Below are 25,453 nucleotides of genomic sequence, written 5' to 3'. Positions count from 1 at the left end.
TCCGCGAAGCAGTTCAATGGCGTGAAGAATCTCACGAGCCTGCGGGAACTGTTTGCCCTTGTGCACGTATGAGAAAGCCAGCAATTGCGACAGATTCGACTGCCGCCCGCCCGCGATCACGATTGGCGGGGAAGAACGCGCCGGGACGGAGTCGCGACGCCCACTCCACGCCCCATCCCTGGGGGCGGCCAGAGCGCGGAAGATCGACTAGAGTTCCCGGCCATGACCGCCGTGGAGGCGCCCGTCGCGCCGACGCCCGCCGCCCCGATGCAAGCCGTAACGCCGCCGCCGGTGACCACACCGCGCCCGCTCGGCCTCGCCGGCTGGCCACGCGTCGTACGGATGCTGATGATGATGATCGGCGCGGCCGCGGCGCTCGGGGTCGCGTACACCAGCCCCGACCGGCTCCTGCCGGAGTCCCGTAACGAGTGGCTGCTGTGGGCGTCCGCCGCCGGGCTGCTCGGCGCGCTCAGCGGATCGACCATCGGCTCCGGGGTGGCTCGCTGGCACGACCTCCAGCAGATCCAGCACGTCCCGGTCCGACGGGTCTTCTCGTCGGTGCTGGTCTTCCTCGCGCTGGTGGCCGGCGCGGTGGCCGCCGCCCACGCCATCCTGGGCCGCGGACTGACCTGGCGGTTCGGGGTCTTCCTCGGCATCGTCATACTCGGGGCCCTACCGGCCGGGGCGACCCTCGCAGGGCTGCGCGTCGTCTCGATGCGCGGTCTCACCGGCACTCCCGGCGAGCAGCTGGCCGCGCTGATGCGGCTGCGCCGGATCCTCGCCCGGGTGCTGCAGATGATGGGTTCGTTGCTGCTCGTACTGGTGCTGATCGGTGCCGCATCGGTCGGTTGGGGCAGCTCGGAGACGATCCCCCAGTCCACCGCGCTCATCATCGGCGCCGCCGGCTCGATCCTCATCGCGTTGATGCACATCCCGTCGGCGACCCTGCTGCGTCGGCGCTGCCAGGTGTACGTGGACGAGTTCTCGGACATCGCCCACGTGCCGAAGGCCGACCTGATCGACGCGGCGGAGGACCGGATCAAGCTGGAGGAGATCCTCGGTGTCAACCGCACCAGCCTGAGCGAACTCCAGTCGGGGCTGGTGATCATCGGTCCGCTCCTCGCGACCTCGATCGCGGCGGTCATCCCCAAACTCTGACCGGTCCGGTCGCGCCGCCCTGCCGCCGGGGCCCGCCGCCGGGACCCGCCGGCGGCGGCAGTTCGGCCGGGTCGCCGGCGGCCCAGCGGCCCAGCGGCCCAGCGGCAGAAATGAAAACAGCTCGCCACCGATGTCCGGTGCCGAGCTGTTTCAGCTATTCATCCAACTGGTGGGCGATACTGGGTTTGAACCAGTGACCTCTTCCGTGTCAAGGAAGCGCGCTCCCACTGCGCCAATCGCCCGAGTCTGTGCTACGAGGTGGGGACGGGATTTGAACCCGCGTACACGGCTTTGCAGGCCGTTGCCTCGCCTCTCGGCCACCCCACCGAGGTTGCCCCCGTCATGCGTGGCGGCATCTCCGAGCGGACGACGGGACTCGAACCCGCGACCCTCACCTTGGCAAGGTGATGCGCTACCAACTGCGCTACGTCCGCACGTCATCGGCGTTCCCCGGTGACGGATGAGAACTCTAGCCGAGGTGGCGAATGGTTGCCAACTCGGGGTGCCCACTCGGCGCGTCCCTACCCTGTTCGACCGAATCGGCCACGGCCGAGCCGGACGGCCGCATCGCGTAGAGCATCCTAGGAGCCTGCCCTACGCCTCGATGTTACAGAGTTTCGACGAACTGTCCGGATTCCGACTCTTTGACAGGCCGAAAGCCACTCGATCATAACTGCCCGTATTCATCCGGATGGACTACGGTAACGATCGTGACGAGACGTGCGGCCGAGATCCGCCTGGATGCCCTGCTGCGCACGGCCTGCGACGTGATCGCGGAGCGCGGTCTGGCCAACACCCGAACGGCCGACGTCGCGCAGGCCGCCGGGGTGAGCCAGGCGCTTGTCTTCTACCACTTCGCCACCAAGGAACGGCTGCTCGCCCAGGCCTTCGAGTACGCGGTCGAGCAGGACCTGGCCCGCCTGGACGCGGTGGTCCGCTCTCCCGCCCCGCCGCTGACCAAGCTGCGCCGGATCATCAAGCTCTACGCCCCGGCCGGGCGCCCGACCTCCTGGTCGGTGTGGATCGACGGATGGTCGGAGTCGCTGCGTACCCCCGAACTGGAGCGAGTCTCCCGCCGGCTGGACCTGCGCTGGCGGGAGGACCTCGCCACGGTCATCGCCGACGGCGTACGTGACGGCACCTTCGAGTGCGCCGACCCGGCCGGCGCGGCCTGGCGGATCAGCGCGGTGATGGACGGCCTGGCGGTTCAGCTGGCGGTGCACGACCGGGTGATCTCCCGGCGGCAGTTCACCGAGTGGGTCCGCCTGGTCACCGCTCGCGAATTGGGCCTGGACCCGACCGAGCTGGACTGATCGAGCAGCCCCACGTGGGAAGACCGGGCATAGCGACTCGGTCCACCCCGGGTCGCCGCGACAATCGGCGACATGGACCTGTTGGAGAGCTATCGCCGCAGCCTGGCCGACTTCATCGACCGGGTCGAGCGGGTCAGCCCCCGGCAGTGGTCGGCGCGGACCCCCTGCCCGGACTGGGATGTCCGCACGCTGGTCAACCATGTGGTGCACGAGGCCCGGTGGAGCGTTCCGCTGTTCGCCGGCCGCAGCGTCGCGGAGGTCGGTGACCGCTTCGACGGTGACCAACTCGGCGGCGATCCGATCGCGGCCGCCCGGGAGGCCGCGTCGCAGGCCGAGATCGCCGCGTCCCACCCCGGCGCACTGATGCGCACCGTCCACCTCTCCTCCGGCGCCCTCCCGGCGACCGAGTACCTGCACCAGCTCCTCGCCGAGCACCTCATCCACGGCTGGGACCTGGCTGTCGCCGTCGGCGACGACCCTCGGCTGGACGCCGACGCGGTCCGGGAGTGCGCGAGATGGTTCGCGAGGCACGCCGTCGACTACCAGCGCGCCCAGCTGACCCGGCCCGGTGTGGAGCTGCCCACCGAAGCCGACGCGCAGGACCGCCTGATCGCCGCGTTCGGCCGCGACCCACACTGGACGCCGGCCGGCTGAACCACCGGGCCACCGGGCCACCGGGCCACCGGGCCACCGGGCCACCGGGCCACCGGGCCACCGGGCCACCGGGCCACCGGGCCACCGGGCCACCGGGCCACCGGGCCACCGGGCCACCGGGCCACCGGGCCGATTATCACCACGAGGTTGATACCTCAGAGGCATAAATATGCCTCTGAGGTATCAACCTCGTCGACGCGACGTCCGCCCACGGTGGCGGCTCGTCAGCGGCAGGGTCCGCCCGCCGCGTCGAGCTCACACGACTTCCTCGCCCGACGCCACCGCGGGACGCCACCGCCGCCGCGCCACCCCCACCGCGCCCCGCCACCGCCACCGGACGCCCGCCCCGCCACCGCCACGCGGGACGCCCGCGCCGCCACCGCCACCACCGCCGCCGGCCGACCAGCCGCCGACAGCCGGCCGGCGCAGTCGCGGTACCGGCGGGCGCTCCCGGCGGCGCCGACCGACGGGCCCGGCACGGGCGCGCCGGGGGCAGGTTCGTTCAACGGGAGCGCTGCCACGCGTAGGCCGGATGGGCTGAAAGGACCGACTAGCCGCTCGGACCTTGCCGGGCGGCACACCTCCTGGTATCCACAGATGCGCATGTCTGAACATGCGCGGGCCGGCGGGGTGCCGGCCATGTCGCTCCACGAGGAGGTCCCGTGCCACACCCGGAGTGGTCACCTTGGATGAGCCGGCGGCGTCGCCGGCTCATCCCCGTCCTGGCGGCGACCGCGGTGGTCGCCGCGCTGCTGCCCACCGGCATCAGCTCCGCCGCGCCAGCCGGCGGCGCCGCCCCTGCGGAGCGCCGCTCCGGTCCCTTCGCCGAGGGATACCAGCACGCCGACGTCGACAACCGCGCCGGCAGCGCCGCGCCCGACGCCCGCCAGCGCGGACTCGCCCGCAAGGCCGACCCGGACGTACGGTGGAACAAGCTGGGCACTCCGCACGCGCTCGGCCCCGGCGCCGCCCCGCTCGCCACCGGCCTGCCCGCCGAGCCGGAGGCCGCCGCCCGCGCCTACCTCGCCGCCAACCGCGACCTGTTCGGGTTGGACGCCGACGCGGTGGCCGACATGGAGCGGGTGCTGGTCCGCCCGGTCGGCAGCGGCGCGGTGGTCACCCTCCGGCAGCGCTTCGGCGACCTTCCCGCCGGGTACGACGGCCTGGTCACCCTCGCCGTCAGCAAGGGCAAGGTGCTCTCGGTCAGCTCGTCGCTGTCCCGGGACGCCGCGACGCCCACCCCGGCCACCCTCAGCGAGGAGCAGGCGTACGAGGCCGCGCTCACCGACGCCGGCCTGGACGCCGCCGCGGTGGCCAGCCACAGCGTGCGCACGGTCGCGGTGCCGACGCCGCTGGAGGGCCCGCGCAGCGCGTACGAGGTGACGCTGATCGGGTCGGACAGCGATCACCCTGCGGCGTTCACCACCTACATCGACGGCATCACCGGGAAGGTGCTGGTCCGGGAGGACCTGGTCGACTTCGACTCGGAGAACCCGAGCTGGGCGGTCTTCCCGGCCACCCCGCCGCGCAACCTCGGCCCCGGGCAGGACCCGCGGGTCCGCTGGTGCGCCGACCCGGCGCCGGGCTGCCGGGACGCGTACCGCGATCCGGCCACCGGCAACGCCTGGGACGTCGACGCGGCAACCGGCACGCCGACGTTCACCTCGCGCGGCAACTCGGCCAACACGGTGGTCTCCTGGGGCGCCGGCAACCCGATGGTGCCCGCCACGACCAGCCCGGAGCGGCGGTACGAGTACCCGTTCACCGACCAGTGGCACCAGGCGAAGTGCAACCCGGAGGTGTTCACCTCGGCCCAGCGCAACGACACGGACGCCGCGATCGGCAACCTCTTCGCCATGCACAACCGGATGCACGACTGGGCGTACCAGCTGGGCTTCACCGAGTCGGCGTGGAACCTGCAGGCGGTCAACCTGACCCCGGACGGCCTGGGCGGCGACGCCGAGCAGGGCCGGGCCCAGCAGGGCGCGTTGAGCGGCAACCGCAACAACGCCAACCAGGGCACCCCGCGCGACGGCCTGCCGCCGACCACCAACATGTACCTGTGGCAGCCGCAGGCCGGCGGTCCGTACCCGCCCTGTGTCGATGGCGACTACGACATGACCGTGATCGGTCACGAGTACACCCACGCCATCAGCAACCGGATGATCGCCGGCCCGGACAGCGGGATCGGCGGCCACCAGGGTGGATCGATGGGTGAGTCGTGGAGCGACCTGCTGGCGACCGAGTTCCTGTTCCAGCACGGCCTCCGCGCGCCCGGCGAGACGCCGTTCATCGTCGGCGGTTACGTCACCGGCAACCTGGTGAGCGGCATCCGCAACTACGACCTCAGCCGCAGCCCGCTGAACTACTCCGACGTGGGCTACAACACCGGCGGCCCGGCCGTGCACGCCGACGGGGAGATCTGGGGTGCCACCAATCACCGGGTCCGCTCCGCGATGGTCAAGCGGTACGGCCTCGGCACGCCGAAGCTCCAGCTGGAGTGCGCGCAGGGCAAGGTGCCGGCGGACCGGTGCCCGGGCAACCGGCGCTGGTCGCAGCTGGTCTTCGACTCGTTCCTGCTGCAGGCGGCGAGTCAGGTGAGCATGCTCGACATGCGCGACAACATGCTCACCGCCGATTTGCTGCGCTTCGACGGGAAGAACCAGGACCTGATCTGGGCCGAGTTCGCCCGCTCCGGCATGGGCCGGGACGCCGTCACCAACGGCGCCGGCGACACCGACCCCACGCCGAGCTTCGCCTCGCCGAGCGGCGGCAACGCGACGTTCACGCTGCGTCCGCGTGGAGAGAGCGCCGACGCGCCGATCCGGCTCTACGTCGGGGCGTACGAGGCGCGGGCCACCCCGGTCGCGGACACCGACCCGGCGACCGCGCTGGGGGACACCGTCGAGCTGGTGGCCGGGACGTACGACCTGATCGCGGTGGCGCCCGGCTTCGGGCACCAGCGGATGCGCGTGACCGCCAAGGCCGGCCACAACGGGCACCTCGACCTGAAGCTCGACCGCAACCTCGCGTCCACCGCGTCCGGTGCCACGGTCAGCGGTGACGGGGTCAACCTCGACCGGGTCGCCGACGACACCGAGGCGACGAACTGGGCCTCGCTCGACGGGGTGGCCGGCAAGCAGGTCACCGTGGCGCTGCCCGGCGACAAGCCGCACGTGGTGAAGCGGGTGAACGTCAGCGCCATGTTGCGCCCGGCCATCAGCGGGGACGCCGACGCCGGCAGCCAGAACGCGCTCAGCTCGCTGCGCTCGTTCGCGGTGCTCGCCTGCAACGCGAAGAAGGCCGACTGCACCGACCCGGCGAACTTCACGCGCATCTACACGAGCAAGAGCGACGCGTTCCCGGGCGGGGCGTACCGGGCGTACACCCGGGACATCAACCTCCGTGAGTTCCGGGTGCCTACCACCCAGGCAACCCACCTGCGGCTGGAGGTCCTGGCGAGCCAGTGCACGGGCGGGCCGGCGTACGCCGGTGAGCAGGACGCCGACCCGGCGACCACGACCGACTGCGCGACCGCCAGCCCGGCGCGCGACCAGGTCCGCATCGCCGAGTTCCAGGCGTTCTCGAAGTGACCGTCGCCGGGGCCGGCCCGTGGGCCGGCCCCGGCGCCGACGAGCGGCCCCGTCACGACCGTGGCGGGGCCGGTTCGTAGCCGGCCCCGCATCCGCCGCTCGTGGTGGCGCGGTCCGGGCCGGTCGCGGTCGCGGTCCCGGGCCGGTCGCGGTCCCGCTCCCGGGCCGGTCGCGGGCCGACGGCCGTCGCCCGTGCGGCAGAATCGGCGAAGTGTCCGAGCTCAACAGCACCTTCGTCCGGCTGCACGCGCGACTAACCCCGGTGCCGTTCGTTCCCGAGGTGCGGCTGCACCAGGCGGACGAGCCGATCGGGCTCTGGGAACTGACCGAGGGTGAGTTCCGCAGCGACCAGCCGCCGCCGTTCTGGGCCTTCGCCTGGGCCGGCGGGCAGGCGCTCGCCCGCTACGTGACCGACCACCCCGAGCTCGTCGCCGGCCGCCGGGTGCTCGACCTCGCGTCCGGCTCCGGGCTGGTCGCGATCGCCGCCGCGCGGGCGGGCGCGACCGCAGTCCGCGCGGTCGAGGTGGACGAACTGGCGGTCGCGGCGGTCGCGCTCAACGCCGAAGCCAACGGGGTACGCGTCGACGCCGAGTTCGGCGACATCCTCGACGGCGACGCCGGTGGGGCGGAGGTGGTCCTCGCCGGGGACGTCTTCTACAGCGAGGCGATGGCCCGGCGGATGCTGCGGTTCCTGCTCCGCGCCGCCCGGGCCGGGGCGCGGGTGCTGGTCGGCGACCCCGGGCGAGCGTTCCTGCCCCGGGACCGCTTCGACGAGCTCGCCGCGTACGACGTCCCGGTGCCACCGGCGCTGGAGAGCGTCACGGTCAAGCGCACCACGGTGTGGGAGCTGCGGCCCGGCCTGCCGAAGGCCGACGGCTAGCGAGCGGGATCCGGCCGCCTGACGAAAGTCAGGGGTACGTGATGCCGTTCGGGCGCGGTGTCACGAGCGCCCGGACGCCTAGCGTCGGCGCATGATCACATTACGTGGGTTGACGAAGCGGTTCGGGCGTACCACCGCCGTCGACGCCCTGACCGTCGACATCGCACCCGGCCGGGTCACCGGGTTCCTCGGCCCGAACGGCGCCGGCAAGTCCACCACCATGCGGATGATCCTCGGGCTCGACCGGCCCACCGCCGGCGAGGCGCTGATCGGCGGGCGCGCGTACCGGGACCTCCGGCACCCGCTGTTCGAGGTCGGCGCGTTGCTGGACGCCAAGGCCATCCACCCGGCCCGCTCCGGGCGGGCGCACCTGCTGGCCATGGCCCGCAGTAACGGCATCCCGGCGCGCCGGGTCGACGAGGTGCTCGCCACCGTCGGGTTGGACGACCGCGCGGCCGCCAAGCCGGGCCGTACCCTCTCGCTCGGCATGGGCCAGCGGCTCGGCATCGCCGCCGCGCTGCTCGGCGACCCGCCGGTGCTGATGTTCGACGAGCCGGTCAACGGGCTCGACCCGGACGGGGTGCGCTGGGTACGGCAGCTCATGCGCCTCCTCGCCGAGCAGGGACGGACCGTCTTCGTCTCCAGCCACCTCATGACCGAGATGCAGCTCACCGCCGACCAGTTGGTCGTGATCGGGCGCGGACGGCTGCTCGCCGACGCACCGATCGCCGAGGTCATCGCGGGAAGCGCGGCCGCGGTGCGGGTACGCAGCCCGCAGCCGGACGGCCTGGCCACGCTGGCCGACCGGCTCACGGCGGCCGGCGCCATCGTCGAACCGGCCGGGCCCGACGAACTGACCGTCACCGGCTCCACCGTCGATCGGGTCGGCGACCTGGCGTACGAGTTGGGCGTGCGGCTGCACGAGCTGAGCCCGCACGGCGCGTCACTGGAGCGCGCGTTCATGGAACTGACCGCCGACAGCGTCGAGTACGCCGGCGTCCCCAGCCCGGCAGGAGAGACCCGATGACCGCCACCCGCATCCGTCCCACCACCCGCTCGGCCGGGTTCGGCGGCATCGTCGCCGCCGAGTGGACCAAGCTCTGGTCGGTACGCAGCACCTGGTGGACACTGCTCGCCGCAGTGCTGGTGACCGCGGCGACCGCCGGACAGCTGGCCATCTACGCGGCCAACGCGAACACCAACGACGACCCGGCCGACGACCGCGGGATCGTCACCGTCGGCAGCATCGTCATCGGCTCGATGGAGCTCACCCAGTACGCCGTGCTCGCGCTCGGGCTGCTCGTCGTCACCAGCGAGTTCACCAGCGGGACCATCCGTACGACGCTGCAGTGCACGCCGTCGCGCGGCCGCGTACTGCTGGCGAAGGCCGTCGTGACCGCGGCGGTGACCTTCCCGTTCGGCCTGTTGCTCGGCGGAGTAGGCACGCTGGTGGCCGGGCCGGTGCTCGGCGAGTGGGGCAGCGCTCCGGTGGCGGGCACCCTGCGCGACCTGCTGGCGGTCTCCGCCTACCTGGCGCTGGTCGGGGTGCTGGCCCTCGGGCTGGGCGCGGCGCTACGCAGCGCGGTACTCAGCCTGATCGTGCTCGTCGCCACCCTGATGATCGTGCCGCTGTCGCTTCAGGAGCCGGACATCACCCTCCTCAATAGGATCGCGGACGGCTTCCCCGGCGTCGCGGGCGGGCACTTCATGGCGGGCGACACCGAGCCCTACCGGGCAGCGTGGGGCTTGCTGCTGCTGGCCGGGTGGGCGGTCGCCGCGCTCGTGCTCGGCCGGGCCGCGCTGCGCCGCCGCGACGCCTGACCCGACGGACCGGAACACTGGATTCCCGGGCCCGGCAACCTTTCGGTTCGTGAGTAACGTTCAACCGCGTGCCGTCAGACCGCGTCCGTCGCTTCCTCGCCGTCCTCTCGTTACTGACGCTCTTCGCGTCGGCCGCCTGCGCGGACGGGGCTCGGCCCGCCGCCGGCAGCCCGCCGGCCTCCGGTGGGCCGAGCCGGTCCGCCCCGCCGTCGCCCGCGACAACGCTCTCCAGCCCGCCCGCGACCCCGTCCGCCCCGCCCGCGCCCAAGACGTTGGCCTGGTACCTCGCCCAGGTGCCGGAGTTCCCTCCGGCGCCGCCACCGCAACGGGTACAGCTGCCCCCGGGCTCCTCGGTTCCCCTCTGGTTCCGGGTGCCCACCGACCAGAAGGTCGCCTTCATCACCATCGACGACGGCGCCCTGGCCCGGCCGTCCGCGGTGATCGACTTCATCCGGGAGGCGCACATCCCGGTCACGATGTTCCTGAACTCCCCCGCCGCGGCCGCGCACCCCGACTACTTCAGACAGATCGAGGCGGCAGGCGGAGTGATCGAGAACCACACGATCACGCACACGTCGCTGCCCGGCCGGCCGTACGCCTACCAGAAGCACGAGATCTGCGGAGCGGCCGACAAGCTGGAGCAACTGTTCGGCAAGCGACCGACGCTGTTCCGCCCGCCGTTCGGCAGCCGCGACGCGAACACCCTGAAGGCCGCCCGCGACTGTGGGATGATCGCGGCCCTGCACTGGCGCGAGACCGTCGACAAGGGGAAGGTGCGCTACCAGACCCCGACGAAGGTGGTGAAGCCCGGCGACGTCCTGCTGATGCACTTCCGGCCGGCGCTCATGGACGACCTGCTCGGAGCGCTGCGGGCGATCTACAAGTCCGGGCTCACCCCGGCGTTGTTGACGGACTACATCCAGTAGCGGACCAGGCCGCCGCCGATCACTGCCCGACGAGCCCCGCCTCGTAGGCGATGATCGCGGCCTGCACCCGGTTGCGTACCTCGAGTCGGGTGAAGATGCTGGTCAGGTACGTCTTCACCGTCCCCTCGACCAGGTGGAGCCGGCGGGCGATCTCGGCGTTGGACAGGCCGGCCCCGACCAGTCCCAGCACCTCCCGCTCCCGCTCGGTGAGCGCGGCGGTCCGGTCCCGGGCCGCCGGACGCCGGGCCAACCGCCCGCCGCCCAGCTCGATCACCCGGCGCGCCACCCGCGGCGACAGGTACGCGCCGCCGTCGGCGACCGCGTGCACCCCGGCGATCAGCTCGCGCGGGTCACCGGCCTTCAGCAGGAAGCCGCTCGCCCCGTGCCCGAGCGCCCGGGCGATGTGGTCGTCCTCGCTGAACGTGGTGAGCATGACCGCCGCCGTCTGCGGCACCAGGCGGCGGATCTCCGCCGCCGCGCTCAGCCCGTCCAGCTTGGGCATCCGGATGTCCAGCAGGACGACCTGGGGCCGGTGCGCCCGGACCAGCTCGACGGCAGCGCGGCCGTCAGCCGCCTCGGCGACCACCTCGATGGTCGGGTCGGTGGCCAGAATCGCCCGCACTCCGGCGCGGATCATCGCCTCGTCGTCGGCGAGCACCACCCGGACCGATGCCGCCCCGGCCACGTCAGTTGTCACTGGTCGATCCGCTCCTTGCTGACCAGCCGATTCCCGGCGAAGCAGAGCCGCCACGTCGGCTGGGCGAGGGGAAAGTTCCCGTCCGTGTAGTACTCGCACCCGTCCCGGTCGGCGCCGGCCGGCCGGTCGAGCTGCCGGTGCGGCAGCCCCGGCAGGTCGGCACGCGGCGCACCCACCCGCAACTCGTCGAAGGCCGCCTGGTCGAGCACCGTACCGGCCGTCGCCACCGGGTAGTAGACGAGCGAGAGCACCAGCGCGAAACCGGCCGGAGCGCCCAGCGCCGCCAGCAGACTGCGCCGGACCCGCTGGCGGGCGACCTGGAGCCGCCGCTCCGCGTCGGCCGGCGCCTCCGCCGGCCGCACACGGTCCGGCGCGAGCTCCTCGCCGTCCATCGGCCACCTCGACGGGGACACCGGACCCGACACGTCGACCGGGTTACCTGCCGGCTCCGGCCCCTGCCCGTCCCGCGGCCGCAGAGGCAACCAGGCCCGCACGGCGAAGCCACCGTCGTCGCGAGGACCGGCGTCGAGCGTGCCGCCGGCGAGGCGTACCCGCTCGGCGAGCGCCAGCAGGCCGCTGCCGTGCGACGGCGGACCGGGCAGCGGGCCGGCCGGCGGCGGGACGTTGACCACCGTCACCTCGATCCGGTCACCCGACCGGGAGAGGCTGACCGTCACCGCTGCGCCGGGCGCGTACCGGGCCGCGTTCGTCAGCGCCTCGCGGACCACGCGGTGCGCGGCGTGGCCGACCACCGTCGGCAGCTCGTCCGCGTCGAACTCGGCGTCCAGCCGTACCGCGACCCCCGCCTCGCGTGCGCCGTCGACCAGCTCGGCGACGTTCTCGTCGGCGGGACGGGTGCCGGCGCCCTCCTCCCGGAGCAACCCGATGATCTCGTGCAGCCGCTCAGTGGCGGTAGCGACGCTGGCCCGCAGCTCGCCCGCCGCGAACCGGTGCCGGTCGTCGAGGTCCGTCGCGACCTCCAGGGCGGCCGCGCGCAGCGCGATCAGGCTGAGGTCGTGACCCAGCGAGTCGTGCATCTCCTGCGCGATACGGGCCCGCTCCCGCAGCCGGATCCGCTCGGCCGCGCCGCGCTCCTCCCGGGCCGACGCTTCCGCGTGCCGGCGACCGGCCTCCACCAGCTCCTGCTGCTGCCGCCGGTACCTGCCGACCAGCCACGGAAAGACCCCGGCGAAGAGCAGCACCGAGGCGAGCAGGAACCAGGTCGCTGCCGCGGTGCCGAGCAATGCCAGGTTCAGCACCGTACCGCCCGCCGCGATCAGCGCGAAGACGACGACGGCCGGGGCGGCGGCGGCACTGCGCCGGCCGACGAGGTAACTGAACACCGGGATGGCGAAGACGAAGTTGCCGTCGACCAGCGAACCGAGCACCACCAACACCAGCGCGACAAGTGGTCGACGCCGGCTCACGGCCACCGCCGTCGCGAGCATCAGCAGCTTGACCACCAGCAGTGGCAGCGCGTACCGGGGATGGGGTGGTGTGGCACCGGCGTAACCGACCGGCGCGGCGAGCACCGCGAAGAGCAGCACGTCCCGCACGAGGGCGGTCCTCCCCGCCCCCGCGTACCGGAGCGCACGCTCCCACGGTCGGGGCCGGTGGCCCGGCGGGCCGCCTTCCTCGCGCCGTTCCCGGACACCTCGCCAGCTGGTCACGGCGGCCAGGCTACCCACCGCCGACCTGCGCGGACACCGACGAAAGTCAGGTGTTCAGCCGATCTCCTCGGCCCAGGCACGCCAGTCGTCCAGCACCCCGTGCAGCGCCGGGGTGAGCCAGCCCGGCGCCGACCGCCGGAACACGCCCGGGTCCATCGCGCCGGCACCGGCCGGCAGCGCGCCGAGCAGCTTCGGCACCAGATCGCTCAGGTTCGCCCAGTGGACCAGCTCGGGCGCGGTGGGCCAGGCGCCGACGACCACCCCGGCCGGCACCGCGCGGCGGTCCAACGCCTCCAGGGTGAGCGCCGTGTGGTTGAGCGTCCCCAGCCCGGCCCGGGTCACCACCACCGCCGGTGCGCCCAGCGAGACGGCCAGGTCCGCCACCGTCCAGGGCTCGCCTGACGGGCGCAGCCCCATCGGTACGAGCAGCCCGCCGGCTCCCTCCACGATCACCAGGTCGTGCTTCTCGGCCTCCTCGCGGACCGCGTCGACGGCCGTGTACAGCTCCAGCGGCTCCAGCTCGGCCACCCGGGCCGCGGCGAGCGGGGCGAGCGGATCCGGGTAGCTCGCCAGCGTCCGTCCGGTGAGCGGGGCGGCCAGCCGCTGCACCGCGTCGACGTCACCGGGCCCCCCGGGGGCCGTACCCGTCTGGCCCGGCTTGACGACCGCCACCCGCAGGCCTGCGGCCTGGGCCGCGGCGGTGATCGCCGCGGTCACCACCGTCTTACCCACCCCGGTGTCGGTGCCGGTCACCACCACCGGTCCCTGCCACGGCTCGGTCTCCGGGTTCACGGCTCACACCCCACGATGACGTCCAGGCCGGCGGCGCCCAGCCGTTGCGGTGCGGGGGCCGTCCGCTCGGCGCGACGGTCGCGCGCATCCAGCAGGTCCGCCACCGTCACCCCCGTCGCCTCGTACGCGGTCGCCGCCGACCGCCTCCGCCGGGCGAAGTTACCACCCATCGGATCCCGCCCCGCGGATCCACTCGGCCCGTCCGCGACCACGATCACGCCCAGCGACCGGGCGCTACTCAGGGCGGAAGCCTTGTAGGGTGACGATGCCAGCGAATCCCCGGCGGTCCGCAGTGGACCGCCCGAACGATGACCGCGCACCGGCGCGGCGCCGTCGGCGGACGGCGCTGCCGGGCGATCGGTCGACGACCCACGTCGAGGATGGCGAGATCGGGGGCTGAGTCCGGTGCCGGAGCTGCAGGGGCGAGCGGTGACACTGCGGCCGGCCACGGCCGCGGACGTGCCGGCGCTGGCCGAGATCCGGGCCACGCCGGAGGTCCGGCGCTGGTGGCGCGGTAGCGACGACCTCGCCGCCGCGGTCGAGGCCGACATCGCCGACGAGGCGACGACCGTCTACACCGTTCGCCGTGACGAGCGGGTGGTCGGCGCCATCCAGTGGTACGCCGAGGAGGATCCGGACTACCGGCACGCCAGCCTCGACATCTTCCTCGCCCCGGACGTGCACGGCCTCGGGCTCGGCCCCGACGCGATCCGTACGCTGGTGCGCCACCTCGTCGAGGCGTACGGCCACCACCGGTTCACCATCGACCCGGCCGCGAGGAACACCCAGGCGATCCGTGGTTACGCCAAGGTCGGCTTCCGCCCGGTGGGCGTGCTGCGCCGGTACGAGCGCGGCGAGGACGGACGTTGGCACGACGGGCTGCTGATGGAGTTGCTCGCCGACGAGCTGGCCCACTGACGATCCGTTTCCGTGAAATCTTGGACAGTTGCCGTTCGCGGCTAACGGCAACTGTCCAAGATCCGGCGGCGGTTGCTTCGCCGTGTCTGCAGACTCGGGCCGGTGTTCCCCACACTCCCGAGCGCCGACGCCGACAACCTGGACTGGCTGGCCTTCGAGCAGGCCGGCGTACTGACCACCGCCCAGGCGACGCGACTGCTCACTGCGGGCACGGTACGCGGGCTGGTGCGCTCGGGCCGTTGGCGCGCGATCTGCCGGGGCGTCCTGCTCACCGGCAACGGACGGCTGACCCGCGACCAGCAGCTCTGGGTCGCTGTGCTCGCCGCGGGCCCGGGTGCCGTGCTGGCCGGCGCGACGGCCAGGGCGGAGGCCGGCGTACGTGGACTCCGCCGGGAACCGGTGCACGTCCTCGTACCGGCTGATCGTCGGGCCGCCCGGACCACATTGCGCCGGCTGCCGATCGACATGGTCGCGGTGGCGATGCACCGGACGTCGGTGCTGCCACCGGAGCACGTCCAGCTAGCCCGCCCCACCCGCACCACGACGGCCCGGGCGCTGGTCGACGCGGCGAGCTGGGCGTGCGGGATCGACGAGGCGCAGGCCGCCCTGGCCGCAGGATGCCAGCAGCGTCGGGTACTGCCGCAGGAGTTGCGGGAGGTGCTCGACGTGCTCCCTCGGGCGCCCCGCCGACGCCTGATCCGGCAGACGGTCGAGGACATCGCTGGCGGGGCCGAGGCGCTGTCCGAGATCGACTTTCTGCGGCTGTGTCGCCGGCACGCGCTGCCCCGACCTGACCTGCAGGAACGCCGCGTCGACCAGGACGGTCGCGTCCGCTGGCTCGATGCGTACTGGCGCGAGTGGCGGGTGCACGCGGAAATCGACGGCGCCTACCACATGGACGTACGCCAGTGGGCGGCCGACATGCGGCGACAGAACGCGGTCTGGACGAGCGGTGATCGGATCCTGCGGTTCCCGGCGTGGCTCGTGCGCGCGCGGCCGGACGAGGTTGCCGGCACCGTCCGGCGCGCCCTGATGGCCGCTGGCTGGCGACTCGGACGATGAATCTTGGACAGTTGCCGTTCGCGGCTAACGGCAACTGTCCAAGATCTGTGTGTCGGCGGGTGATGCGCGCGGGACGGGACGGTCCGTCCTGGCATACGGGCGTACGGTTGCTGGCCCGCCCCGGATCGCGCGACAGTACGCGACACCAGCGGTGCCATCGACGCCGCCGCTCCCCTGGACGATCCTGAGGAGAACGCGATGGCACTACGACTCGCCGAGGGCACCGCCTGGACGGACACCCTCGCCCGTGCGGTGGCCGCCGTCCCGGAGGCGTTCGGCGCCGAGGTCGACGGTGTGTCCAGCCTGCACAACCTGATCGAGGGCGACTGGCGCGGCGTCGGCGCACCCACCCCGGTCCGGACCCCGGTGGACAACACGGTCCTGATCAACCTGGCCAGGCTGGACGCGGAGAGCGCGCGGGCCGCCGTGAGCCACGCCGCCGCCGCACACCGGACCTGGGCGCAGACGCCGCTCGCCGAGCGGAAGGCCCGGGTCAGCGAGGCGCTGGACGCGCTCGACGCGCACCGCGACCTGCTCGCCCTGCTGCTGGTCTGGGAGATCGGCAAGCCGTGGCGGCTCGCGTGCGCCGACGTCGACCGGGCACTGGACGGCGTCCGCTGGTACGTCGGTGAGATCGACCGGATGCTCGCCGGTGGCCGGGAGGCGTTGCCCGGGCCGGTCAGCAACATCGCCTCATGGAACTACCCGATGAGCGTGCTCGTGCACGCCGAGCTCGTGCAGTTGCTGGCCGGCAACGCGGTCATCGCCAAGACCCCGTCCCAGGGCGGCGCGGTCTGCCTCACCGTGGCGCACGCGCTGATGCGCCGGGCCGGGCTGCCCGCGGCGTTGCTCTCCGGCGGCGGCGAGGAACTCTCCGAGGTCCTGGTGCGGGCACCGGAGATCGGCGCGGTCGCGTTCGTCGGCGGACGGTCCAATGGCGGGAAGGTGGCCGCCGCGCTGCTGGACTCCGACAAGCGCCACTTCATCGAGCAGGAAGGGCTTAACGCCTGGGGGATCTGGAACTTCTCCCAGTGGGACCTGCTGGCCGGGCACCTGAAGAAGGGCTTCGAGTACGGCAAGCAGCGCTGCACCGCGTACCCCCGGTTCGTGGTGCAGCGCGACCTGGTCGACGAGTTCCTCGGCATGTACCTGCCGGTGGTTTCCTCGATCCGGTTCGGGCATCCCCTCGCGGTCGAGGAGAGCTGGCGGCCCGGCGACGCGCTGCCCGAACTGGACTTCGGGCCGCTGATCAGCGCCACCAAGGCCGACGAGCTGCGCCGCAAGGTGGACGAGTCGGTACGGGGCGGTGCCGTGCCGCTGTACCGGGGCAAGCTGGACGGCGCGCCGTTCCTGGCCGCGCAGGACACCTCCGCGTACGTGGCGCCGGCGGTGCTGCTGGCCCCGCCCGGCCGGTCCCGGCTCATGCACGCCGAGCCGTTCGGGCCGGTCGACACGATCGTCGTGGTCGACACCACCGACGAGCTGCTGGCCCAGATGAACGCGTCCAACGGTGCCCTGGTCGCCTCGCTCGCCTGCGACGACGAGGAGTTGGCGGGCAAACTCGCGGTCGATCTCCAGGCGTTCAAGGTGGGCATCAACAGGCCCCGCTCACGTGGTGACCGGGAGGAGCCGTTCGGCGGCCGGGGCGCCTCCTGGAAGGGGGCGTTCGTCGGCGGCGACCTGCTCGTGCAGGCCGTCACGCAGGGCGGCGACGAGCGGCTGTACGGCAACTTCCCCGACTACAGCCGCTACCCCACCACCTGACCGGGGCCGGCAGCGGCCGGCCGGCGCCGGCGTCGACCGCCGGCAGGCGGGATCTTCTCGTCAGCTCCGGCGGGCCGCCGGCGCCGGCGCGGTCAGCGGCAGGGTGAGCGTGAGGATCCCACCGTCGACCTCGGTACGGACCGCGCTGTTCAGCCGGTCCACGGTGCGAAGCATCGCGGTGTCGCCGGCCGGCACGTGCAGCACCAGCGCGGTGTACCCGGCCCGGTCGGCGTGACGCACCAGTCGGCGCAGCAGTGCCGAGCCGAGCCCGCGGCGCTGCCAGTCGTCACGTACCAGCACCGCCACCTCGGCCTCGTCCCCCTCGCCGAGCAGGTTCGCCACGGCGACCACCGACTCCGCCGTGGCGTCCGCGGTCACCGCGACCAGGGTCAGCCCCCGGGCGGGCTCCAGCAGCCGGCGTATCCGGGCCGGCGGTGGCACGGCGGCTGCGCCGAGATAGCGCCGGTACCGGCTGCGTTCCGAGCACCGCTCGTGCAGGTTGCGTACGCCGGGCAGGTCATCGGCGACCGACGGCCGTACGAAGACCTCGGCCCCGTCGGGCAGTACCAGGGTGACCTGCTCGGCGGCCCGCCGCGCGACGGTGGCCGCCAACTCGACCAGCGCCTGGGCACGGGCGTACTCGGCGGGCGTGAACTCGGGCACCGCGCGGAACAGTGTGTAGCAGCCGCCACCCGGGTCGGCGATCAGCATGGTGCCGCGCCCGATCCCGGCGATGGCGTCCGACGTCTCCGGCCGCCAGGTCACCGTGTCCGCGGCGAGCAGGGCGCGCAACGTCTCGCCGGCCGCCTCCGGGTCGCGGACCAGCCGGTTGGCCAGCCCGAGCACCCGGGTGGGCTGGTCGACGAGGCCGCGTGCCTCGCTGCGCGCCACCCAGCAGTCCCGCCCCCGGCCGCGCTCGACCGCCGCGACCAGGTCGGCCTCGGCGAGCGTGTCCGGCGCGTCGACGAGGAAGTCGTCCACCGCGCCCCGCTCGGTGGTGTGCACCTGCACGGCGAGGATGTTGACCCCGCGCAGGGCGAGGCTCGCCGTGAGCACCGACAGGTAGCCCGGCCGGTCGTCCACGGTGGCTCGGATCCGCCACAACGTCATGGTTGGCTCCCTTCCCCGGGTACCACCCTCACCGGTGCCTGTTGCCGGCCGATTGCTCTGCCGTGACGTGTCACCTCCCCGAGGTGACGTGCGACATGCGCCGGCTCGACCGGCGGCCGTCGGGACCGGAGACCGTCGGGACCGGAGACCGTCGGGACCGGAGGCCGTCGAGGAACTGCGGGTGCACGCCGAACGGGACCGCGACCGGACCGGAGGGAGAACGGCAACGGCAGGGCTCGGCCAATCGTGCGGCGACCTCTTACTCATACGCTTTGGAGCTGATGTCGCGCACGCATCAGAGTCGCGCACGCATCAGGGTCACGAACGCGTCGGAGTCGCGCACGCATCAAGTCACGCACCCAGCAGGGTCTTGACGCGTCAGCGCCGGCACGTGATGTCACAGACGATTCAGCTCCAAAGCCTCCGCGGAGCAGAGCGACAGCCTCCGCGGGGCGGCGGGTCGAGCCTCGGCTGAGCGTCGCCCCGAGGCGACGCGCGAGCGTTGCCGGCGGCGGCTCAGGCGGTCACCGGGGGTTGGCCGACCAGGTCGAGCCGGTCGCCGAGGATCACGCCGCTGGCGCGCACCAACTGCGCCAGCCGATCGACCTCGGTGGCGTGGAACGCGGCGGCGGTGAGCGGTTCGGTGTGCTCACGCGCCACCACCAGCACCAGACCGGCCCGGCCGAACGGCGCGACCGCGTGGTGGGTGCCGCCGGGCGAGGACATCGAGCGGGCCCGCAACGGGGTCACCTCCGGCAGTGCGGGTGCTACGGGCGTACGCCAGCTGGAGTGCTCGACGGTCGCCGCGCCGCCTCCGGAGCGGGACGCCCAGTCCAGTGGCACCATCGCGGCCACCGCCCAGTCGGCGGCGAGCAGTCCGGGAACCGCGTCGACCAGGGTGGCCAGTCCGTCGGCCGGGTTCGCCGCCACCTGGGCCAGCAGCTCGGCGTCCTGCCCCGTGGTGGTGGGCGCGCCGATCGCCCGCCACACCCCGTCCACCCGTACGCCGGGAATCGCCGCAAGCCCGGCCAGCAGCCGCTCGACGCGCGCCGCGCCCGGCCAGACGACGGTGAAGTCGTCGATGGCCCGCCCGCCCAGCCGCTCCAGCACCACCACCTGGACGATGTCCGCCCCGGACACGCCCAACGTGCGGGCCACCTGGCCGAGGGTGCCGGGGCGATCCGGAAGGGTGACCCGTACTCGCAGCAACATGCTCGTCTCTCCGCTCGGCGGGCCGGCGGTGAACGGCCGGCAGGCTGGCCTCCAGCCTGACCACTGCCCATTTCGTCCCTGTTGCCGCGGCATGTCCCCGACGCAAAACCCGACCTTGACAACGTGAGTGAGCTGCCATCAACTAATCGGATGACCGATCCGGCCGGTGTCGACCTCGATCGGCTCGCCGACTACCTGGCCCGCCACCGCCCCGACCTGGCCGCCGGCCCGCCGCGGGCCCGGCTGATCGCCGGCGGGAAGTCGAACCTCACCTACCTGCTGCACGTCGGCGACCGGGAGCTCGTGCTGCGTCGTCCGCCACTGGGGCACGTGCTGGCCACCGCGCACGACATGGCCCGGGAGTTCCGGGTGATCTCCGCACTGGCGCCCACCGAGGTGCCGGTGCCGGGCGCGCTGCTGCACTGCCCCGATCCGGAGGTGATCGGCGCGCCGTTCTACCTGATGGAGCGGGTCACCGGCGAGGTCTACCGGACCCGGGCGCAGACCGATCCGCTCGGCGGGCGGCGGCGCCGCGATCTCGCGATGGCCATGATGGACACCCTCGCCGCACTGCACCGGGTCGAGCCGGAGGCGGTCGGCCTGGCCGACTTCGGCCGTCCCGAGGGTTACCTGGAGCGGCAGGTACGCCGCTGGGCGGGGCAGTTGGAGCGGTCCCGCAGCCGGCCGCTGCCGGGCGTCGACGAGCTGCGCGACCGGCTGGCAGCCACCGTGCCGGCGAGCGCCAACGCCGGACGGATCGTGCACGGCGACTACCGGCTGGACAATCTCCTCGCCACCGTCGAGCCCGTGGCGGTCCGCGCCGTACTCGACTGGGAGATGGCGACCCTCGGTGACCCCCTCGCGGACCTGGGGCTGTTGCTGACCTACTGGGACGTGCTGGGCGGCAGCGAGACCGCCGAGGGCAACCCGGTCGCCGATGGTCTCGGCCCGCGGGCCGGTTTCCCGACCGGCACCGAACTGATCGAGCGGTACGCCGACCGCAGCGGCGTCGACGTCGGTCCGCTGCACTGGCACGTCGCGCTGGGCTGTTTCAAGCTCGCGGTGATCTGCGAGGGCATCCACTACCGGCACACGCTCGGACAGACCCTCGGTGAGGGATTCGACCGGATCGGCGAGATGGTGGCGCCGCTGATCGCGTACGGGCTGACCGCCGCCGGGGAGCGCTGATGGATTTCGCGTACGACAGTCGCACCGAACACCTGCGGGCCGAGCTGACCGCGTTCCTGGAACAGCACGTCTACCCGGCCGAGGCGGTGCACGCCGCGCAGGTGGCCGAGGCGGGCGACCCGTGGGCGCGTCCGCCGGTCATGGCCGAGCTGAAGGCCGAGGCGCGCAAGCGCGGGCTGTGGAACCTCTTCCTGCCCGACCGGCGCTACGGCGCCGGGCTGACCAACCTCCAGTACGCGCCGCTGGCCGAGCTGACCGGGCGCAGCCCGCACCTGGCTCCCGAGGCGCTCAACTGCGCCGCGCCCGACACGGGCAACATGGAGCTGCTGGCCGAGTTCGGCTCCGAGCGGCAGCGGGAGCGCTGGCTGGGTCCGTTACTGGAGGGGGAGATCCGCTCGGCGTTCTGCATGACCGAACCGGAGGTCGCCTCGTCCGACGCCACCAACATCGCCACCCGGATCGTCCGCGACGGCGACCACTACGTCGTCAACGGTCGCAAGTGGTGGTCGTCGGGGGCGATGGACCCGCATTGCGCGGTCTTCATCGTGATGGGCAAGACCGATCCGGATGCCGACCGGCACCGGCAGCAGAGCATGGTGCTGGTGCCGCGGGACACTCCGGGCGTCTCCGTCCGGCGAGGCATGAGGGTGTTCGGCTACAGCGACGCGTCACACGGCGGGCACGCCGAGATCGACTTCTCCGACGTACGGGTGCCGGTGGAGAACCTGGTCGGCGAGGAGGGTGGCGGCTTCGCCATCGCCCAGGCCCGGCTCGGCCCGGGGCGGATCCACCACTGCATGCGCCTGGTCGGCATGGCGGAGCGGGCCCTCGAACTGCTCTGCCGGCGGGCCAGCGACCGGGTCGCGTTCGGCCGGCCCCTCGCCGAGCAGGGCGTGGTGCGGGAATGGATCGCCGAGTCCCGGGTCCGCATCGAGCAGGCCCGCCTGCTGGTGCTGAAGACCGCGTGGCTGATGGACACCGTCGGCAACAAGGGCGCCCACACCGAGATCCAGGCCATCAAGATCGCCACGCCGGCGATGGCCGAGTGGGTGATCGACAAGGCCATCCAGGCGTACGGTGCGGCCGGCGTAAGCCAGGACACGCCGCTGGCCGCCCTCTGGGCCGGCGCCCGGACCCTACGTCTCGCCGACGGCCCCGACGAGGTGCACCGCGCCTCCCTGGCCAAACGTGAACTCCGCCGCTGGCACACCCCCACCCCCGCCTGACCCCCTCCCGGGCTGCCGGGGTGGGGGGGTTAGGCGGAGGCGCGGTGGACCAGTTGGGTGTCGAGCAGGACGTGCGGGGCGGGCAGGTCGTCGCCGCGGATGCGGGCGACCAGCAACCGGGCCATCTGCCGCCCCATCTCCTCAACCGGCTGGAAGACCGTGGTGAGCGGCGGGTCGGCCTGCCTGGCGATCGGGGCGTCGTCGAAGCCGACGACCGCCACGTCGTCCGGCACCCGGCGGCCCGCCTCGCGCAGCGCGCGCAGCGCGCCGAACGCCATCAGGTCGGACGCGACGAAGACCGCGTCGACGTCCGGCCGGACCTCCAGCAGCCGGCGCATGGCGGCCGCCCCGCTCTCCTCGCTGAAGTCGCCGTACGCGACGAGGCCGGGATCGAGCCCGCCGAGAGTCGCCGTGATCGCGTCGGTGTAGCCGGTCAGCCGGGCCAGGCCGGCGCCCATGTCCTGCGGACCGGCGATCGTGGCGATGCGCCGTCGCCCGCGACCGGCGAGGTACTGCACGGCCTGCCGGGCGCCGCCCACGTTGTCCACGTCGACGAACCAGGCCGGCCGCGCTCCCGGTCGCAGCATCCGGGCCGGCCGGCCGCCGAGCACGCTGGGCAGACCCCGCTCCTCGAGCAGGCCGGGAAGCGGGTCGGCGTCGTGCAGGGAGAGCAGCAGTACGCCGTCGACGTGCTGGTTGGTGAGGTGGTGCTCGACCCGCTCACGCTCGACCGCTGACTGCGCCATGGCCAGCCAGAGCTGCATCGGCGTCTGCAGCAGCGCGGAGCTGATCCCGCGCACGATGGCCGCGAAGAACGGCTCGGTGAAGATGCGGTCCCCGGACTCGGAGACGACCAGCGCCACGGAGTCCGTACGCCGGGTGACCAGTGCCCGGGCCGCGCGGTTCGGCACGTACCCCAACTCGGCGATGGCCTGCTGCACCGCGGCCCGCGCCTCCGGACTCACCTGGGGAGATCCGTTGACCACGCGGGAGACCGTCCCGCGGCCGACTCCGGCGCGGGCGGCGACCGCGTCCAGGGTCGGCCGTCCGAGCGACCGGGTGCGCTGCGTTGTCATCGTCTGCTCCTCCGGCGGAGGACGGCACCGGCGCCCACCCCGATCGGGGTGGGCACCGCGCCGTCCGTTGGTGGCTGGCCCCTGCCTATTGTGCGGCCAGACGGTTGCCGTGGGATGACCTCGGTGTGCGGCGGGTGTCCCGGGGCCCCGGAATGTCCTCCGGGGAGCGCGAAGCAGCCGTGTGGCGGCCGCCGCACAGGGTCACCAACCTCGGAAGGAGCCTTCCATCCTGGCCTCGTTGACGAACTGTCTCCAGGCCTGCTGCTTGGTCGCCTCGCCGCTCTCGTACGCGCGCAGCGCCGGCTCCAGGGCGTTCTCCTTCACGGCCTGGTGCTTCGGGCCGAGGTGCAGGGGTTGGATCCGCCGAACGCTCTCACCGAAGATCTTCCCGGTCGGCGCGTTGTTGAAGTACTTGTTGGTGTAGCCGGTGAAATCGGTGTTCTGCAGCGCGTCCAGGTTGGTCGGCAAGGGGCCCTTGAGCTTGAACGCAGCGATCTGGCTGCGGGCGCTGGTCAGGTACTCGGCGAGCTTCGCCGCCTCTTTCGGGTACCGGCTCTGCGTCGGCACGCCGAGCCAGGAACCGCCCCAGTTGCCGGCGCCGCCGGGTACCGGCGCCACGTCCCACTTGCCCGCGTTCTTCGGTCCGGAGTTCTCCGCCACTACGCCGAGCATCCAGGAGGGGCAGAGCGTCGCGGCGAAGGTGCCGGTCTTGAAGCCGCTGGACCACTCCGGCGACCAGGTGGCCGCCGCGGCGCTGATCTTCGCGTCCGCCATGGCGATCGCGGTGTTCCAGGCGGCCTTCACCGACGGGCTGGTCTCGGCGACGATGTTGTCGCCGTCGTCGTAGAACAGGTCACCGCCCTTCTGGTACATGACCGCGCTGGCCGCGGTGGTGACCGAATCGAGCATCCCCTTGCCGGTCGCCTCGCGGTACTTCTCGCCGGTCTCGATGAACCCCGTCCAGTCCCGCCAGAGCGCCGCGACCTTGTCCCGCCTGGTCGGCAGTCCGGCGGCCGCGAAGAGGTCCCGGCGGTAGCAGACCGCGAGGCTGCCGACGTCGGTGGGCAGACCCATCAGCCGGCCGTTCGGGGTGACGCCCAGCTCGTACTTCCAGGCCAGGTAGTCGTTGCTGTGGTCGGCGACCAGCCTGCGGAGGTCGACCCAGTTGTCCGGGTTGACCTTGAACTCGTTGAGGATGCCCTCCTCGAGTGCTACGACGTCCCCCGCGCCCTCGCCGGTGGCGATCGCCTGCACGAGCTTCGGCCGGTAGTCGTTGAGCTGGGCGGTCTTGCGCAGCTCGACCTTGATGCCGGTGTCCTTCTCGTACTGCTTGACGATCTCGTCGTAGCCGAACTCACCGAACGTGTCCACGACCAGCTTGGCGGGCTTCTCGCCGGCGGCGTCCTCGCCACATGCCACGAGGCCGCTGAGCGCGGTGATCGCGGCCAGGGCGGCGGCCGTCAGCCGGACGCGCCGCATGGTGAGGCTCATCGGGACCCCTCTTTCGGTGGTGAGGCTGGGTACGGGTGGTGGCGGAACGGCATCCGGCCACCGGACCGGTGTGACGACCGACGCCGGCGGTCGCGACAGGACCGAGCCACCAATGGAGCGCTCCCAGCGAGCGTGCTGACGAATTTCAGGTGTGTCAATACCCGGGTGGGAGCGTTCCAACAAACGTTACCGTGCCCGCTGGGACCGGCTGCTCAGTGCCCGCGGGCGGGCAGGAGCCGGCCCGGATCCACGGGTCTCCATCGGGGAGGCCGCCGCGGCTCGATGGCCCGAGTGTCAGCAGAAGCGGCGGAGCAGCGTGCCGGCACGCCCGGCGTCGAAGGCCACCGGGTCGAACGACTCCCCCGCCCACTCCCGCATCGACGCGTGCTCGGGGTGCGCCGGATCGGCCAGCGCGGCGAGCAGCAGTTGGTAGCCGGCGACACCACCGACGCCCTCCGGTGGGCACGCCCGCTCCCCGTCGACGCAGGCCGGGTAACGCTCCTCCGGATCGGCGGTCAGCGCGTCCTCGATGACGAGGTCGTGCTCCCACCAGTCGCCGAAGTCGTAGGTGTACTGGAACCGGCTGCCCTTGCCGAGCACCTCGTCCAGGCGTACGTCCAGCTCGTCATCGAGCGCCAGCTCGCCGTCCGGGTCGGGTTCGCCGTACTGGAGGCCGTCGATCTCGAACGAGTGCAGACGGCAGTCGCGCCACCCCATCGAGTGCTGGATCACCCGGTGCAGCCGGTCCAGGGTGTAGCCGGCCGGCACGAGCACCCGGCGCCAGACCGGCGGACGGACCCCGCTCAGAGAAATCCTCAGCTGGAAGATCTGGCGCGACATGCTGTTCCCTCCTCCTCGGCATAGGCTGCGAGCATGATCTGCCGAGCGTGCCGAGCGAGACG

Annotated in this window: 22 protein-coding genes and 3 tRNA genes; 13 read left to right on the top strand and 12 right to left on the bottom strand. The window is 72.9% G+C overall.

The window, feature by feature from the left end:
* Positions 1-222 precede the first annotated feature (222 nt).
* Positions 223-1,158 carry a hypothetical protein gene (locus BXA10_RS17400; protein ID WP_076471433.1) on the top strand — a complete coding sequence of 312 codons (936 nt, stop codon included), beginning with the start codon at positions 223-225 and terminating at the stop codon, positions 1,156-1,158.
* A 167-nt stretch (positions 1,159-1,325) separates the two neighbouring features.
* Here BXA10_RS17400 and BXA10_RS17395 read toward each other — a convergent pair.
* The 3 genes from BXA10_RS17395 to BXA10_RS17385 form a co-directional block, all read right to left on the bottom strand.
* Positions 1,326-1,400 (bottom strand) — tRNA-Val (locus BXA10_RS17395).
* A gap of 14 nt (positions 1,401-1,414) precedes the next feature.
* Positions 1,415-1,485: transfer RNA gene (locus tag BXA10_RS17390), tRNA-Cys, on the bottom strand.
* Between the two features lie 34 nt (positions 1,486-1,519).
* Positions 1,520-1,592: transfer RNA gene (locus BXA10_RS17385), tRNA-Gly, on the bottom strand.
* 276 nt (positions 1,593-1,868) lie between these two features.
* On the opposite strand from BXA10_RS17385, the gene BXA10_RS17380 reads away from it, so the two are divergent.
* From BXA10_RS17380 to BXA10_RS17350, 7 genes are all read left to right on the top strand, one after another.
* Positions 1,869-2,471, top strand: a complete 603-nt coding sequence (locus BXA10_RS17380; RefSeq protein ID WP_076471432.1) for a TetR/AcrR family transcriptional regulator — start codon at positions 1,869-1,871, stop codon at positions 2,469-2,471.
* A 72-nt stretch (positions 2,472-2,543) separates the two neighbouring features.
* A complete protein-coding gene (locus tag BXA10_RS17375; protein ID WP_076471431.1) occupies positions 2,544-3,125 on the top strand; it encodes a TIGR03086 family metal-binding protein in 582 nt (193 codons plus the stop codon).
* Between the two features lie 662 nt (positions 3,126-3,787).
* Positions 3,788-6,718, top strand: coding sequence for a M36 family metallopeptidase (locus BXA10_RS17370; protein ID WP_139338024.1), 2,931 nt, complete (start codon positions 3,788-3,790; stop codon positions 6,716-6,718).
* A gap of 211 nt (positions 6,719-6,929) precedes the next feature.
* Positions 6,930-7,598, top strand: a complete 669-nt coding sequence (locus BXA10_RS17365) for a class I SAM-dependent methyltransferase (RefSeq protein WP_076471429.1) — start codon at positions 6,930-6,932, stop codon at positions 7,596-7,598.
* Positions 7,599-7,689: 91 nt separating this feature from the next.
* Positions 7,690-8,625, top strand: a complete 936-nt coding sequence (locus tag BXA10_RS17360; RefSeq protein ID WP_076471428.1) for an ATP-binding cassette domain-containing protein — start codon at positions 7,690-7,692, stop codon at positions 8,623-8,625.
* Positions 8,622-9,419: an ABC transporter permease subunit gene (locus BXA10_RS17355; RefSeq protein ID WP_076471427.1), complete on the top strand. Its 798-nt coding sequence runs from the start codon at positions 8,622-8,624 to the stop codon at positions 9,417-9,419. Before BXA10_RS17360 ends, BXA10_RS17355 begins: the two co-directional genes overlap by 4 nt.
* Before the next feature lie 68 nt (positions 9,420-9,487).
* On the top strand, positions 9,488-10,345 hold the full coding sequence (locus tag BXA10_RS17350; protein ID WP_076471426.1) for a polysaccharide deacetylase family protein: 858 nt from the start codon (positions 9,488-9,490) through the stop codon (positions 10,343-10,345).
* A gap of 19 nt (positions 10,346-10,364) precedes the next feature.
* On the opposite strand, the gene BXA10_RS17345 is transcribed toward BXA10_RS17350, so the two are convergent.
* Genes BXA10_RS17345 through BXA10_RS31540 form a run of 4 tightly spaced genes read right to left on the bottom strand, consistent with a single transcriptional unit; the run spans position 10,365 to position 13,674 of the window.
* Entirely contained in the window at positions 10,365-11,042 is a 678-nt protein-coding gene (locus BXA10_RS17345; RefSeq protein WP_076471425.1) for a response regulator, read from the bottom strand.
* A complete protein-coding gene (locus tag BXA10_RS17340) occupies positions 11,039-12,712 on the bottom strand; it encodes a sensor histidine kinase (RefSeq protein ID WP_245828290.1) in 1,674 nt (557 codons plus the stop codon). Before BXA10_RS17340 ends, BXA10_RS17345 begins: the two co-directional genes overlap by 4 nt.
* Positions 12,713-12,766: 54 nt before the next feature.
* Entirely contained in the window at positions 12,767-13,471 is a 705-nt protein-coding gene (bioD, locus tag BXA10_RS17335) for a dethiobiotin synthase (RefSeq protein ID WP_076471495.1), read from the bottom strand.
* 29 nt (positions 13,472-13,500) lie between these two features.
* Positions 13,501-13,674 (bottom strand): hypothetical protein, encoded by a 174-nt coding sequence (locus BXA10_RS31540; protein WP_175649231.1) that lies wholly within the window; start codon positions 13,672-13,674, stop codon positions 13,501-13,503.
* A 235-nt stretch (positions 13,675-13,909) separates the two neighbouring features.
* Here BXA10_RS31540 and BXA10_RS17330 point away from each other — a divergent pair, with 235 nt between their 5' ends.
* The 3 genes from BXA10_RS17330 (at position 13,910) to BXA10_RS17320 (ending at position 17,248) form a co-directional block, all read left to right on the top strand.
* Positions 13,910-14,422 (top strand): GNAT family N-acetyltransferase, encoded by a 513-nt coding sequence (locus BXA10_RS17330; protein ID WP_076471423.1) that lies wholly within the window; start codon positions 13,910-13,912, stop codon positions 14,420-14,422.
* Between the two features lie 102 nt (positions 14,423-14,524).
* Positions 14,525-15,484 carry a PDDEXK family nuclease gene (locus tag BXA10_RS17325; RefSeq protein ID WP_084752889.1) on the top strand — a complete coding sequence of 320 codons (960 nt, stop codon included), beginning with the start codon at positions 14,525-14,527 and terminating at the stop codon, positions 15,482-15,484.
* 198 nt (positions 15,485-15,682) lie between these two features.
* The gene (locus BXA10_RS17320; RefSeq protein ID WP_076471422.1) at positions 15,683-17,248 is read left to right on the top strand and encodes an aldehyde dehydrogenase family protein; all 1,566 of its coding nucleotides are present in this window, start codon (positions 15,683-15,685) and stop codon (positions 17,246-17,248) included.
* Between the two features lie 60 nt (positions 17,249-17,308).
* Here BXA10_RS17320 and BXA10_RS17315 read toward each other — a convergent pair whose 3' ends face one another.
* The gene (locus BXA10_RS17315) at positions 17,309-18,358 is read right to left on the bottom strand and encodes a GNAT family N-acetyltransferase (protein ID WP_076471421.1); all 1,050 of its coding nucleotides are present in this window, start codon (positions 18,356-18,358) and stop codon (positions 17,309-17,311) included.
* A 516-nt stretch (positions 18,359-18,874) separates the two neighbouring features.
* Entirely contained in the window at positions 18,875-19,570 is a 696-nt protein-coding gene (locus tag BXA10_RS17310; protein WP_076471420.1) for an ACT domain-containing protein, read from the bottom strand.
* Between the two features lie 150 nt (positions 19,571-19,720).
* Between BXA10_RS17310 and BXA10_RS17305 the strand changes: the two genes are divergently transcribed.
* Positions 19,721-20,758, top strand: coding sequence for a phosphotransferase family protein (locus BXA10_RS17305; RefSeq protein WP_076471419.1), 1,038 nt, complete (start codon positions 19,721-19,723; stop codon positions 20,756-20,758).
* A complete protein-coding gene (locus tag BXA10_RS17300) occupies positions 20,758-21,984 on the top strand; it encodes an acyl-CoA dehydrogenase family protein (RefSeq protein ID WP_076471418.1) in 1,227 nt (408 codons plus the stop codon). Before BXA10_RS17305 ends, BXA10_RS17300 begins: the two co-directional genes overlap by 1 nt.
* A gap of 29 nt (positions 21,985-22,013) precedes the next feature.
* Here the strand turns inward: BXA10_RS17300 and BXA10_RS17295 are convergent, their stop codons facing one another.
* The 3 genes from BXA10_RS17295 to BXA10_RS17285 form a co-directional block, all read right to left on the bottom strand.
* Complete coding sequence (locus BXA10_RS17295) at positions 22,014-23,060, bottom strand: LacI family DNA-binding transcriptional regulator (protein ID WP_076471417.1); 1,047 nt, start codon at positions 23,058-23,060, stop codon at positions 22,014-22,016.
* A gap of 201 nt (positions 23,061-23,261) precedes the next feature.
* Entirely contained in the window at positions 23,262-24,551 is a 1,290-nt protein-coding gene (locus BXA10_RS17290) for an ABC transporter substrate-binding protein (protein WP_076471416.1), read from the bottom strand.
* Positions 24,552-24,845: 294 nt separating this feature from the next.
* A complete protein-coding gene (locus BXA10_RS17285) occupies positions 24,846-25,391 on the bottom strand; it encodes a plasmid pRiA4b ORF-3 family protein (RefSeq protein ID WP_076471415.1) in 546 nt (181 codons plus the stop codon).
* Positions 25,392-25,453 lie beyond the last annotated feature (62 nt).

The sequence above is a fragment of the Micromonospora avicenniae genome (assembly GCF_900156065.1).
Taxonomy (GTDB): Bacteria; Actinomycetota; Actinomycetes; order Mycobacteriales; family Micromonosporaceae; genus Micromonospora; species Micromonospora avicenniae.
This window is presented reverse-complemented; position numbering and strand designations above follow the sequence as displayed.